Annotated in this window: 10 protein-coding genes and 1 riboswitch; of the genes, 6 read left to right on the top strand and 4 right to left on the bottom strand. The window is 48.4% G+C overall.

All coding sequences use genetic code 11. From position 1 onward, the window contains the following. Positions 1-94: 94 nt before the first annotated feature. The gene (locus tag BM082_RS05590) at positions 95-478 is read right to left on the bottom strand and encodes a VOC family protein (RefSeq protein ID WP_017010671.1); all 384 of its coding nucleotides are present in this window, start codon (positions 476-478) and stop codon (positions 95-97) included. 302 nt (positions 479-780) lie between these two features. Between BM082_RS05590 and norR the strand changes: the two genes are divergently transcribed. The 3 genes from norR (at position 781) to clcA (ending at position 6,243) form a co-directional block, all read left to right on the top strand. After that, a complete protein-coding gene (gene norR, locus BM082_RS05595; RefSeq protein ID WP_074925647.1) occupies positions 781-2,310 on the top strand; it encodes a nitric oxide reductase transcriptional regulator NorR in 1,530 nt (509 codons plus the stop codon). A gap of 184 nt (positions 2,311-2,494) precedes the next feature. After that, a complete protein-coding gene (gene hcp, locus BM082_RS05600) occupies positions 2,495-4,156 on the top strand; it encodes a hydroxylamine reductase (protein WP_074925650.1) in 1,662 nt (553 codons plus the stop codon). Between the two features lie 539 nt (positions 4,157-4,695). Further along, on the top strand, positions 4,696-6,243 hold the full coding sequence (gene clcA / locus BM082_RS05605) for a H(+)/Cl(-) exchange transporter ClcA (protein WP_083417911.1): 1,548 nt from the start codon (positions 4,696-4,698) through the stop codon (positions 6,241-6,243). 62 nt (positions 6,244-6,305) lie between these two features. Here the strand turns inward: clcA and BM082_RS05610 are convergent, their stop codons facing one another. The 3 genes from BM082_RS05610 to BM082_RS05620 form a co-directional block, all read right to left on the bottom strand. Continuing rightward, positions 6,306-6,785: a DUF2127 domain-containing protein gene (locus BM082_RS05610; protein WP_074925652.1), complete on the bottom strand. Its 480-nt coding sequence runs from the start codon at positions 6,783-6,785 to the stop codon at positions 6,306-6,308. A 145-nt stretch (positions 6,786-6,930) separates the two neighbouring features. Further along, a complete protein-coding gene (locus BM082_RS05615) occupies positions 6,931-8,154 on the bottom strand; it encodes an HlyD family secretion protein (RefSeq protein WP_074925654.1) in 1,224 nt (407 codons plus the stop codon). After that, the gene (locus BM082_RS05620; protein ID WP_017009837.1) at positions 8,147-8,557 is read right to left on the bottom strand and encodes a hypothetical protein; all 411 of its coding nucleotides are present in this window, start codon (positions 8,555-8,557) and stop codon (positions 8,147-8,149) included. The genes BM082_RS05615 and BM082_RS05620 overlap by 8 nt, the downstream gene beginning before the upstream one ends. 126 nt (positions 8,558-8,683) lie before the next feature. Between BM082_RS05620 and BM082_RS05625 the strand changes: the two genes are divergently transcribed. From BM082_RS05625 to BM082_RS05635, 3 genes are all read left to right on the top strand, one after another. Next, positions 8,684-9,748: a helix-turn-helix domain-containing protein gene (locus BM082_RS05625; protein WP_074925657.1), complete on the top strand. Its 1,065-nt coding sequence runs from the start codon at positions 8,684-8,686 to the stop codon at positions 9,746-9,748. Between the two features lie 208 nt (positions 9,749-9,956). Next, positions 9,957-10,107, top strand: a riboswitch (FMN riboswitch). A gap of 116 nt (positions 10,108-10,223) precedes the next feature. After that, positions 10,224-10,886, top strand: a complete 663-nt coding sequence (gene ribB, locus BM082_RS05630) for a 3,4-dihydroxy-2-butanone-4-phosphate synthase (protein ID WP_074925660.1) — start codon at positions 10,224-10,226, stop codon at positions 10,884-10,886. A 542-nt stretch (positions 10,887-11,428) separates the two neighbouring features. Further along, positions 11,429-13,351 carry a BCCT family transporter gene (locus BM082_RS05635; protein ID WP_074925663.1) on the top strand — a complete coding sequence of 641 codons (1,923 nt, stop codon included), beginning with the start codon at positions 11,429-11,431 and terminating at the stop codon, positions 13,349-13,351. Positions 13,352-13,399 lie beyond the last annotated feature (48 nt).

A 13,399-nucleotide genomic window follows, 5' to 3' on the forward strand; every position in this document is an offset into this window, starting at 1 on the left:
ATAATCGCTCATGCTATTACTTCTCGTGACTAGCCAGCAATCATAGACACAGAGGGAGGAGAAAAAGGGCAATGAACATACCCTTTCGTCGTGATTATTCTGGCAATCGATGGGTTGCGCAGATTTTGTTGCCTGATGGATCACGTAAATACCCTAAGTAAAGCTTCATTACTGCGGACTCTCTGACACCCGGAGGTTCTTCACAGGTTGTACCGCCGTTTGCCAAACCCGCATCATGAAACGCATCAACCAATTCAGGACTCGCCGCAGCAAAGCCGATGGTGCTACCATTCCCATGACTCGCAGGCTCACCATTAATGGGCTTGGTGATAGCGAACACACTGGTTGGCGAAAAATAGAAACAACGGCCTTTGGGGTCAAACACGCCTTCCTTATACCCAAGTTTGCCTAAAATCGCATCATAAAAAGCCTTTGACTTTTCCATGTCGTCCACACCTAACATTACGTGACTGAACATTCGTATTTCCTTTGTTGTTTTAGGTTATATCGAATGAATACCGTATCACCGATAGTTAGCCCGCCGACATGATTGCCTGCGTTTTCTAGATGCTCGGTTCAATTTTAAGATAAATGTCAAAATCAACAAACATTCATGGGCTTACCTCGACGAAATGAGGAAAGTGTAAATTTCACCTCAAATGACATCCATTTTGCTAGTTTGATCGTGGTCAATCAGACATCAATCAATGCTTGGTTTCGATGTTCAAATGACATCAGATTGCTACTATTCCTCCGTGTTTCCTTTTCTCGGTTCTTCTCATGTCTTCGAATATGGACCATGTGCTACTCAATATCGCATTGAACCTCAGCTCAAACCTTGCCAGCGAGAAACAGTATCAACATTTGATTGACGGGATGAGTGACGTCTTTCCCTGTGATGCCAGCGCCTTGTTTATTTTTGATAAAGATGGATTCCTCTCGCCTGTCGCCGTAAAAGGGCTTTCCAGCGCTGTGCTTGGGCGACGATTCTTCCCAAAATCTCACCCACGTCTCGAAGCCATCGTCGAAACCAAAAAACCGGTTCGTTTCGATGCAAACTGCCCGCTCCCCGACCCTTTTGACGGTGTGTTACTCACGGAAGATGCATCCATTGATGTGCATGATTGTATGGGGTGCAGCTTGTATGTTGACGGGCACTTGGTCGGAGCACTCACCATGGATTCATTAACCGTGGGCGCGTTTGATCAAATAGAACCCGTCGCGATTGAGACCTTTGCTGCATTGGCCGCTGCCACGCTGCGAAATATGGGTTTGGTGAACGCACTAAAAGCACAAAATCACAAACAAAAATCAGTCACCGAAACCCTGATCCAACAAGCGCGTTCGCTGCAAGGCGAAATGATAGGGCTCAGCCCGCAGATACAGCAGCTTCGACACAATATCGCCACAGTTGCCGCTTCGGACTATGCCGTGTTAATCACGGGAGAAACGGGCACAGGAAAAGAATTGGTTGCACACAGCGTCCATGCGCAATCAAACCGCAGCGACAAACCCATGATCTATGTGAACTGTGCAGCATTGCCAGAAGGCTTGGCTGAAAGCGAACTGTTTGGCCATGTCAAAGGCGCGTTTACCGGTGCCACCAGCAACCGAGCAGGGAAATTTGAACTGGCTGATGGGGGAACCCTGTTCCTCGATGAAGTGGGCGAATTACCCTTGGTACTGCAAGCAAAGCTGCTTCGCGTGATCCAGCAAGGCGAGTTACAACGTGTCGGCAGCGATAAACACTTGTTGGTGAATGTCCGTATCGTCGCGGCCACGAACCGCATACTCGAAAAAGAAGTGGATGCTGGCCATTTCCGTGCAGATCTTTTCCATCGCTTGAATGTCTTCCCAATCGCTGTGCCTGCGCTGCGCAAACGTGAAGGCGACATTCCTGTGTTAGCGGGCTATCTGCTAGAAAAAGTGCGTCACCAATTTAATGTGCCGAACCTTCACATTCATGCAAAAGCCTTAGCCATGCTGGAAGAGCTGCCTTGGCCTGGAAACGTGCGTGAATTAGAACACTCGCTCACTCGGGCAGCGTTGCGTGCTATTCAAGCACAATGTCACACCATTGAAATGGGGCATTTTGATGTCGTCTCAGCGAATAATGATGTCAAAAACACATCGCACTATTTCCCGCCAGACCATCATGGTATGCGTGAATTGGTAGAAACCTATCAGCGCGACCTTATTTCTCATGCGCTTGAAAAAACGGGCGGTATTTGGGCAAAAGCCGCGGAGTTTTTGCACATGGACAGAGGCAATCTCTATCGCATGGGCAAGAAGCTCGGCATTCATCGCTGAGGTTTATTTCACTTCCATTCACACGCCGATGTAAAAAAGACAACACCCTCGTTGTCTTTTTTACACTTTCGCCTTTTCATATATTTACTTATTTCTATATTTATCAATAAGATAAATATTGGCACAAACCCTGCAATTCCAGTGCATCAATTGAATTAAATCAATAAACACTGGAGACCCACTTATGTTCTGTATTCAATGTGAGCAGACAATTCAAACCCCAACCATCAAAGGCTGCTCATTCGCAAAAGGGATGTGCGGCAAAACGGCAGAAGTATCAGACCTGCAAGATGTGTTGGTGTACGCATTGCAAGGGGTATCTTTCTGGGCGGATATCGCGCACGAATTCGACATCATCAATGATGAAATCAACCACTGGGCACCGAAGGCATTTTTCTCAACTCTTACCAACGTTAACTTCGACCCTGAGCGAATTCTTGAACTCACACATAAAGCGTCTGTATTCAAAGCATACCTTGAACAACACGTACGAGCGGCTTATCAATTGGCGGACAAAGCCCTACCTGAATTGCCAGACGTTGCCACGTTTGAAATGCCAGATACCGCAGAAGCGATCCTTGCCTTCGCGCCGCAGGTTGCCGTTAACCGTGGTAAAGACATTGTGCATAAAGATGTCATTGGTCTGCGTCTATTATGCTTGTATGGCTTGAAAGGTGGCGCCGCCTATATGGAGCACGCACTGGTATTGGGTCAAACCAACAACGAGATTTATGGTGAATATCACGAGATCATGGCATGGCTAGGCACCGATCCAGAAGACTTGGGTGCGCTGCTTGATTGCTCAATGAAAATTGGCTTGATGAATTACAGCGTCATGGAAATGCTGGATTCTGGCGAAACTCAAACCTTTGGCCACCCAGCACCGACCCAGGTCAACGTGAAGCCAGTCAAAGGCCAATGCATTTTGGTCTCAGGTCATGATTTACATGACTTAGAGAAAATTTTGCAACAAACCGAAGGCAAAGGCATTAACGTCTACACCAATGGCGAAATGCTACCCGCCCACGGCTATCCAGAACTGAATAAATACTCTCACCTTGTCGGCAACTACGGTAGCGCATGGCAAAACCAACAAAAAGAATTCGCCAACTTCCCAGGCGCGATTGTAATGACTTCAAACTGCCTACTGAACCCGAATGTGGGTCAATATGCAGACCGTCTGTTCACACGCAGCATTGTGGGTTGGCCGGGTGTTGCACACATTGAAAGGGATGATTTCAGCGACGTGATCGACGCGGCGCTCGCGCAACCGGGTTTCCAGTACGACGAAATCGAACACATGATCACCGTTGGTTTTGGTCGCAATGCACTCATGAACGCGGCACCGGCGGTGATTGATGAAGTGAAAAAAGGCAACATCAGCCACTTCTTCTTGGTGGGCGGGTGTGACGGCGACAAATCCGAGCGCAGCTACTACACCGACTTCACCACTCAAGCACCCGCAGATTCCGTGATCCTGACATTGGCCTGCGGCAAATTCCGCTTCAATAAAAACCAATTCGGTGACATTAACGGCATTCCGCGCTTGTTAGATGTGGGCCAATGTAATGATGCCTACTCCGCGATCCAACTTGCTTTGGCGTTAGCGAAGGAATTAGAATGTGACATCAACGAATTGCCGTTGACCTTGGTATTGTCATGGTTCGAACAAAAAGCCATCGTGATTTTGCTCACCTTGTTCGCGCTGGGCGTTAAAGGCATTTATACCGGCCCAACCGCCCCCGCCTTCCTAACAGATAACTTGATTGCCATTATTCAAGAGAAATTCGACATGCGTTCGATATCAACCGTTGAAGCCGATCTGAAAACAATCCTCGCGGCATAATCTCACGCGATAATGACAACAGCCCTTCTCGTTCACCTGTATGGCGAGTAAGGGCTCTGCCTCCACCATCAGAATCCTTTATATAAGAAGAGATTGCACAGGGATTGTGTGTTCGTCTCTTCTTCGATTTATCGGGAAACATTGATATCGATCTATAAAATCCAGTGTGATTTGGCGCACAATTTCTTGTGCAGTTTTCCCTCTGAGTCGCGCGCATTCAAACAAGATGAAGAGCGAAACATTAATCACTCAGGAATTAGGCCACGGGATATGAATCAACACAATTGCCCTAGCTTGCCACTCTTCGATACAACCAAAGCGCATCAACACCGCGTCTCTGATTACCACTCCCCACCTTACGTGCGATAAGCGCGACATACGCCTTCGAGCAACATAGGTCGCCACCCTTCTCAAGATCGCTTATTCAGGTATTTTGCTAAGGCTTAATGCTCTGATTTTACTTTGTATCATTTCCTGCAAACGCCTTTGCGGCGAATTCTTCTACGCTGGGAAAAGAGAGATCGCTTTGGACACGCGCAATGACTTCAAACTCAAACAATAAACAACCTGTCAGCATACAAGAAACCTACATCGAAACAGTACAGGCCGAACCGACGCATTCTGACGCCACAAGCGCTCAGGTCACAGAACAGCCCACTAAGGTTGTTCGTCGATTTGTTTCTCATCATCGAAGCCCGCTGTCAGTGCTGTTGCTTTCCGCCATTGTTGGCCTGTTCGCAGGTTTACTGTGCACGGCTTTCGACATAGTGATTGATTGGCTCGTCAACGAACGTTCGCACTGGGTGAAAACTGACGGAGGAGTTGATGTTCTAACGATTGCTGCCGTGGTGATCACCAGCACCTTGCTATCCGCATTTGGGTTTTTCTTGGTTAACCGTGTTGCGCCTGAAGCTGCGGGGTCTGGCATTCCTGAAATTGAAGGTGCGCTGGATAACCTCAGGGCCGTGCGTTGGTGGCGCGTTATTCCTGTGAAATTCTTTGGTGGTGTCGGTACCATTGGTGCGGGGCTTGTGTTGGGTCGCGAAGGGCCTTCTGTGCAGATGGGGGCAAGCGTTGGGCGTATGCTCACGGATATTTTCCGCATAAAAGACGACGAAGGCCGCCACACCTTACTGGCTTCTGGCGCTGCAGCAGGGCTTGCTGCGGCATTCAATGCGCCGCTGGCGGGAATCATGTTTGTGGTTGAGGAAATGCGGCCGCAATTTAAGTACAACCTCATCTCCATCAAAGCCGTGATGATTGCTGCGATTACCGCCACTGTGGTATATCGCAGCTTGCAAGGGCAAGGGGCGATGATCCCTTTGCCTGCTCATGCCGACGTGCCGCTGGCCGCTTTGGCGCTGTTTCTGGTGTTAGGGCTGATATTTGGTTTTATTGGCGTGATGTTTAACCGCATGGTGGTGATCACCATGGACAGCTTTGAGCGCTTCCACCAGCACGACACCAAACGGTTCGTCGCTGTCGGTGCGGGGCTTGGGGCGATGTTCGGCTTGATGCTCTTTCTGCTGCCGACACTCACAGGTGAAGGCGTCGAACTCATTCCTGATTCCGTACATGGCGATTTCGCCCTTTCCATGTTGGCATTCCTGTTCATTGCCCGCTTGATCACCACCCTCGTCTGTTTTGGATCTGGTGCGCCCGGTGGTGTGTTCGCGCCTATGCTGGCGCTAGGTACACTGTTCGGTACAGGGTTTGGTCTGTTTTGCATGCACCTTTTCCCGCACATGGACATCACCGCGGGCATGTTTGCCGTGGCGGGCATGGGGGCGCTTTTTGCTGCCACCGTGCGTGCGCCGATCACGGGCATTTTATTGGTGATGGAACTCACGCATAACTACGAGTTGATATTACCACTGCTCATTACAACGTTAGGCGCAACCATGACGGCGCAAGTGATGGGCGGTAAACCACTTTACAGCCAACTATTACAACGCGCCTTAACAAAACAAAAAGCCACTCAAAGTAATGCTGAAGACGGCGTAGAACGCGAAGCAAAAACAGAAATATCGGGTGACGAGGCACAACCTAGCCACACACAACCAACTGGAGCAAAACCTAAGCCATAAATGAAACCGCCGCGCTCATCACAAAGGAGAAGCGCGGCGGAATTGAAGATGAGCAATGCAGGTTACGGCAACGCGTGTTTTTCTTTTCGACGCTGGAGGATCACCATGGCCATGTATGCCACCACGACAAGGTTTACGACCAACGCCAGCACAGGAAGCATTTTCCCTTCTGTCGCCACGGCGTAAATTTCAAACGGCAGGTACACGGCACCGCTTGCCAATGCAAACCATTCCGTCCACGCATACCCACGCCAAAGCCCAAATGCTTCCACTAACCTTATCGTCGCATACAGCACTGAGCCTAAAGCCAACAATGTCAGGTTGTGATCGTTGATCTTGTAAGCTGAGTGCATAATCACACTGGGTATTTCACTGGCAGGGTTTAAGTGCAAATGTTGCAGCAAGGCTTCGCAAAGATGTTGGATTTCTTTCCCACCCAATTCATGCAAAGCAAAACCCACAGCAAAAGAGAGCACGCCTTTCAATGCTTCCAACGTTGCGATCGCTTTTAACCCTTTGGGAGATTGCCCTACCACACTCATTTTTCTCCGCCTTATTGGCTGCTTACAACTGGTGTTGTTTTGGTGCATTTAAAGATTGGCTAACTTAATACGCCGCCGTCGTAGCAAGGGCAAGAAAAAAGGCCCTTTCGGGCCCTTTTAGTTAGGTTGCTGCGTTTGGTTTTCGTTACACCGAGTGTACGAAGTAGAGCTGTGCTTTCATGCGGATAATGATGCCACGAACCACATCAAGGAAGCTCATGAAGGCGATGGGCTTTTCACCCGAGATCCATGCCAACCCAACAGCACCAACGGGAATGTCATACCCTTCAGGCTCAGCTAGCTTCAAGCGAACAAAGTGATGTTTGTTCTTCAGGTTTGCTCCCGTCGTCACGCGCACACCCTCTTCGAGTGCAAGCAATTTACCTTGTGATTCTCCGGTCGCTTCTACAATGCCTTCCACTTCTGCTTTGAAGATTTTTCCCGGATACACAGGGCTTGCAAACTCCGCGTATTGGCCGACTTTAACGTTACGAATCGCTTGGTGATTCACGCGCATCAAGACGTATTTTTCATCGGTATACATATGTAAGCGCGGTAACACACCCACATATTGGCCTTCACGCATGATGAAGTTGGTCACATACCCATCTGCAGGCGCAATGATTTGAGTTTGTTCTAAATTCCATTGCGCTTGAGAAACAGCTTCAACGGCATTATCGAGTTCTGCACGTTTAGCAGCGACAGCAAGCACGGATTTCTCTTGGCTTAATCGGGCATGTTCCACGCCGATCTCCGCTTTTACGATCTGCGTTTCAAGCGTACTTACCTGCGATTTCGCCAATTGCACTTTGTTACGTTGTTCATCAAGTACCGAGGTCGCGACCGTGTTCGGTGCTTTTCGGTTCTGTTGTAGGTAGCGATTTAACTGACTCTCTTTCCATTTCGCGTCTTCTTGTGCCGCATTCAATTGGCTTTCAAGCACATTCAGATCCGCTTTCGTTGCTTGGTATTGTTGCTCTGTCAACGTGACATCTTGCTTAGAAACATCCAACGCGATCTGCGCAGAATTCTCAGCAACAATGGCGCGATTTAACGCGATTTGATAAGGCTCATCTTCAATGGAATACACCAACTGGCCTTTCTTCACTTCTTCGTTTGGCGAAACAAAAATCTCGTCAACGTTGCCTCGCACTTGGCTTGAACCCGGACGAAGCTGAATGTGTGGTGATTGAACAACAGAGCCACCAGAGAGATCCATTGGCGTGTAGTTCAGCAATCCAATCCAAACGAACAACAACCACGCGCCACCACCAATGTAGGCGAACAGCTTGCTATATAAATTCCAAGGCATTCCCACCATGCGAAGGAGGTAGATAAACAACGCCCATACCGCTAAACCTTCAAGCATTGGTTTTCTCCTCTTTATTCACATCTTGATCGCCTTGTTCTGGCAGGGTGTGTTGCGAGACAGAAACGCCCTCAGAAGCTTGCTCTTTTTCTTTATCATTGGATGTTCTTGCAGGTTCACGCCAAATATCGCGAATGCGACGAAGTGCTTGGTCACTATCCACAAAGGCAACAATGACCGCCACCACCCATACCCAATGCCACAAAAAGCCTATCCACGTGAGTGCCGTGATCAGCCCCATCTGCTGATGTTGCTTTTTCTTTGCCTTGCTGACAGGCAGTTCATGAATTTTCCAGAACCCGAACGCAATGGCGCAAACGGAACCCACTAAAACCACGGCTGCAATAACATGCAGCACAGTATCCGTTGAAGCATCAACAAAAGGTGTCGCCAAAAGGCTCATCACTGTCTCCAAGAAATAAAAAGAGGACAGATAGTTACATTGATGTCTCTTTTATGCAACATCAAGGAACGATTGATTCACTATTTCGTGTATATTGATCGAATCTATCCAAAATAATGGCAGAGCATGATCGACATTACTTTTTGCCGAATGGCGTACATCAAGCCGCTTATCAACGGTGTTATGCAGGTTTATCGACTCAACATTTCGCAGATTGGTATTCCTCATTCTCTCTACGCCGACGACATGGCATTGATCCCTCATTCGGAAATTAACCGTTGGTTACGCACGATTGTCACACTGACTGGGGATCGACATTTCCCTTTTCGCATCACCGAGTTTCTTGATGTGGCAAACATCAATGTTTGCGCCAACTGGTTAACATCCGCCCCCGACTTATCCATTACGTTCCGACGCATCAATTACGGCATGAGTTGTTTTCATTCGAGTGGTCATTACGTAGGTCGTCAGTCAGGTCATATCCTCAAGTGGTGTTATCACAATGCGTTTACTGAAGATGTTACCGACATCGATGCCTTACGCGTCGCCATCATGTTTACGCAAGTTCTACGTCATTTCTCATCCCCCGCAGTGGATACCTCCAACGACGACACCCCCCATGGCTTTCAACAGCAGGGAAAGAGAAAAACCTCACCCTATTCACCCTTAATGGTTCGCCTTGCAGGTACCAATATCGATGTGGAAGAAGCTGAAGCATGGTTTGGCTGTCAAGTCATAGCTGGTTGTGAGCAAACCGAAGTATGGTTTGATACCAAACTATTGTTACTCGAACACACCACATCAATAGAGAAAAACCGAGAAGCCATACTGTCACTGAATGAACTGGATGAATTGGTCAACATGCCCCAACGGGATGACCCCACTAAAGCACTTTACGAAGTAGTGAACTATGCGCGTTATTACGGCATGCCAACCGTAGAACACATCGCAAATCTACTGGCACTGTCACCACAGCAACTTCAACGTCGATTACAAAAGCTTGGGTTCTCGTTTACCAGCATCTTGGCGTATGTGCTGAATAACATCGCCGTGCGTTACTTACTCAAGGGCTATGCGCCAGACGACATAGCACAACTGCTCGGCTACACGAATCCACAGAGTTTCATTAAAGCCTTCAAACGTGTTAGAGGTTGCACGCCGAATGAGTATCTCCGCCATCTCAACCTGTAAACATCGAGATAGTCATCCGCACATATCACACCCAAGCCACACATTGATGTCGTCCCAAAATTAGCGACAGACCAGAAAATATGAGGGCTCAACCGAGAACTTCACTGAAGCGTGATCATTCTTTGAACACTCAAGCTCGCGCCTCTTCCCTTTTTGATGAGAAACACAGTAAACTCAGCATGTTCTGAACGATCAGAACATCACAATGAATTATTCTCAGGGCGGGGCGAAATTCCCCACCGGCGGTATGTCAGTGAATGCCATTGACGAGCCCGCGAGCGCCCGAACCTAGTTCGGGGTCAGCAGACTTGGTGAGATGCCAAGGCCGACGGTTAAAGTCCGGATGAAAGAGGATGATATGTTTACCCATTCAGCAGCTGCTTCCGGCATCTGCTGATCGGTAAATTGTGCGTATTCGAATTCTCGAATGCCGCTCATCTATGCCCTGATTCTGGTACGTACTATAGGAGTTACCATGAATCAGACACATACTTCGCTACTTGCTCCACTAGGCACCCCATTCGAACGCGTTGAAGCCGCGCTAGAAGCACTTCGTCAAGGTAAAGGCGTATTGCTGCTTGATGACGAAGACCGCGAGAATGAAGGCGACATCATCTATTCTGTCGACCACCTTACCCATCAACAGATGGCACTCATGATCCGTGAATGCAGCGGCATCGTTTGTTTGTGCCTGCCAGAAGCTCAAGCGGACAAACTTGAGCTGAACCCGATGGTGGCAGACAACAACAGCGCCAACCAAACCGCATTCACTGTTTCAATCGAAGCAAAGATCGGTGTGACAACAGGTGTTTCGGCCGCTGACCGCGTCACCACAATCAAAACCGCCGCAAACCCAGATGCACAGCCTTCTGATTTGGCACGCCCTGGCCATGTATTCCCGCTTCGTGCACGTAACGGCGGCGTATTAACACGTCGTGGTCACACTGAAGGCACCATTGATTTAATGCAAATGGCAGGATTATCGCCAGCCGGTGTATTGTGCGAAGTGCAGAACGAAGATGGCTCAATGGCCAAAACCCCAGAGATCATCGCATTCGGTGAAAAGCACGACATGCCAGTATTGACCATTGAAGACATGGTACAATACCGCTTGATGCAGGCAGAAAAAATCGCCTGAATTTCGGGCGATCATTCACATGACGGCTAACGAGCTAACGAGCTAACGAGCTAACGAGCTAACGAGCTAACGACAGTATGAAACATCGAACGCGGGTTTTCGGAAACGAATCCCGCGCTCTTTTTTGTGCTCACGAGCCCTCGACACTCAATAATCACAGTGCGCCTTCACATCTACACCTGCATCCAAATCCATGTTCGCAGTTCAATGATCCAACGATCGTATGGTCACTTGTTAGGCAAACAGCACGCCCTTCACAAAAATCATTACACGACGAAACGTCTGAATCTAATTATTTACCCAAGCGTACAAAACACATCCAGATCGTAAAAAAACCTTATTAATTCACTCACTTTCGTTAACTCTTCCGTTCAAAGCCGTCAGCATTTGCATTCACACATCGCACGCATACCAGCAACAAACATTCACCCTGTGATTATGATGAGAATCTTTGCTCATTAGCACAAACAGCGTGAATTGATGCTTAGCGCCATAAACATCACAATTCCATTGGATTACATATTAATGGAGATACACATCGTATGGGACGCCACTTTCAGCTTATTGACAAGCCAACCTTTTTTGGCGCATTAGGGCTCCTCTTTTCCGTGATCATCCCACTTCTTGTTTGGCCTACTCAGGGCGCAGAGTGGATTGCGATCGCGAAAACCTTTATGACCGATAAACTCGGTTTCCTTTACCTTGGTCTAGGTATTGCCGCCTTCTTTTTCATGGTCTACATCGTTTTCAGCGATATTGGCCAAATCAAACTTGGCGATGCTGACGAAAAACCTGAATTCGCAACGGGTTCATGGGCAGCCATGCTGTTCTGTGGTGGTATCGGCGCGAGTATCCTTTACTGGGGTACGATCGAGTGGGCTTACTACTACCAGAATCCACCTTTCCAACTGGAAGCAGGCAGTGAAGAAGCCGTTCGCTGGGCAGCGACCTACGGTATTTTCCACTGGGGTCCAATTGCATGGTCGATCTACTTGATCCCAGCAATTCCGATCGCTTACTTCTTCTATGTACGTAAGCAACCCGTATTGAAAGTATCTGCAGCGTTAATGCCCGTGATTGGCGAAGCGCGTAGCCACGGTAAAACCGGTAAACTTATCGATGTACTGTTCATCTTTGGTCTACTTGGTGGTGCAGCAACTACGCTTGGTCTTGCAGCGCCGCTGATCAACGAAGGTATCAGCTACCTATTCGGCATTCCTTCTTCAACGACCTCACAAATCGGTGTGTTGTTGCTATGTACGGCGCTGTTTGCTTACTCGTCTTACAAAGGTATGGATGATGGCATCAAGGTACTGAGTAACATCAACTTCTGGGGTGCATTAGGTCTTCTAGCGTTCGTATTGTTCGCAGGACCAACCTTGTTCATGTTGGAGACTGGCCTAGATTCAATTGGTCGCATGCTGTCGAACTTCTTCATCATGGCAACATGGGCAGAACCATTCGGCGGTTACGGTACGTTTGAGGATACCCACTTCCCACAAGATTGGACCATTTTCTACTGGGCATGGTGGCTAGTGTTTGCACCAAGCATGGGCTTGTTCGTTGCGCGAATTTCTCGCGGTCGTACCATCAAGCAAATGGTGTCAGGTTCTATCTTCTTCGGTTCACTAGGCTGTGCACTGTACTTCATGATCTTGGGTAACTACGGTCTGTCGCTACAACTGTCTGGTCAGCTTGATGTGGTGAGCATCCTGAACTCTGAAGGTCCTACTCGCGCCATCTTCTCAATTCTTGAAACATTGCCGATGAGCACCGTGGTGATCGCGGTATTCACCGTACTTTGTATTATCTTCACCGCAACAACGTTTGACTCCATCTCGTTCATTCTGGCGTCTGTGGTTCAGAACAACGTAACTGAAGACCCAATGCGTTGGAACCGTCTGTTCTGGGCATTTACCCTGTCATTCATGCCATCGGTACTGATGTTCATGGGCGGCCTTGCGACACTTCAAACAGCAGCTATTGTCGGTGGTTTACCACTACTGGTTATTGCTGTGATGTTAATGATTTCAGGCGTGAAAGCGGCGACACTAGACCTTTCTCACCAAGAAGGTTACATCGACCCTGTTATCAACATTGAAGAGTTCCCAGACGTTGACCCATGGTCAAAAGAAGGCATGGCGATGGCTAAGTTTGAGAGCCTGAAAGATGAAGCAGTTGCCGCAGCAGAAGAAGAGCGTGAAAAACTGAACGCGATTTGGAACCTGAAGAAAGAAATTCGTGCCACTGCCCTTTCACAAGGCGAATCTGGCATGGAGCTCGGCGACGCGCCTCAAGCGCAATTGGACGAAATACAACGCTTAACAGACGAAGCCATGGCAGCCAAAGAGCACAAGCTTCAAGCGTCTGAAGCAGCACAACAAGCGCGCATGGCTTTCAATGAATTGATGCGTGAGCGCAAACGTCTGGAAGAAGAAAACCAAGACGATTTGAAACCGGCATAACTCAGTAACACCTCCCCCTAAGAAAAGGCCGAGCAATCGGCCTTTTTT

This window comes from Enterovibrio norvegicus DSM 15893 (assembly GCF_900115495.1).
GTDB lineage: Bacteria > Pseudomonadota > Gammaproteobacteria > Enterobacterales > Vibrionaceae > Enterovibrio > Enterovibrio norvegicus.

Coding starts and splice junctions, on each gene's coding strand:
- BM082_RS05590 (WP_017010671.1), bottom strand. CDS start 478: ATGTTCAGTCACGTAATGTTAGGTGTGGACGACATGGAAAAGTCAAAG.
- clcA (WP_083417911.1), top strand. CDS start 4,696: ATGACTTCAAACTCAAACAATAAACAACCTGTCAGCATACAAGAAACC.
- BM082_RS05615 (WP_074925654.1), bottom strand. CDS start 8,154: ATGCTTGAAGGTTTAGCGGTATGGGCGTTGTTTATCTACCTCCTTCGC.
- BM082_RS05620 (WP_017009837.1), bottom strand. CDS start 8,557: ATGAGCCTTTTGGCGACACCTTTTGTTGATGCTTCAACGGATACTGTG.
- norR (WP_074925647.1), top strand. CDS start 781: ATGTCTTCGAATATGGACCATGTGCTACTCAATATCGCATTGAACCTC.
- BM082_RS05610 (WP_074925652.1), bottom strand. CDS start 6,785: ATGAGTGTGGTAGGGCAATCTCCCAAAGGGTTAAAAGCGATCGCAACG.
- ribB (WP_074925660.1), top strand. CDS start 10,224: ATGAATCAGACACATACTTCGCTACTTGCTCCACTAGGCACCCCATTC.
- BM082_RS05635 (WP_074925663.1), top strand. CDS start 11,429: ATGGGACGCCACTTTCAGCTTATTGACAAGCCAACCTTTTTTGGCGCA.
- hcp (WP_074925650.1), top strand. CDS start 2,495: ATGTTCTGTATTCAATGTGAGCAGACAATTCAAACCCCAACCATCAAA.
- BM082_RS05625 (WP_074925657.1), top strand. CDS start 8,684: ATGATCGACATTACTTTTTGCCGAATGGCGTACATCAAGCCGCTTATC.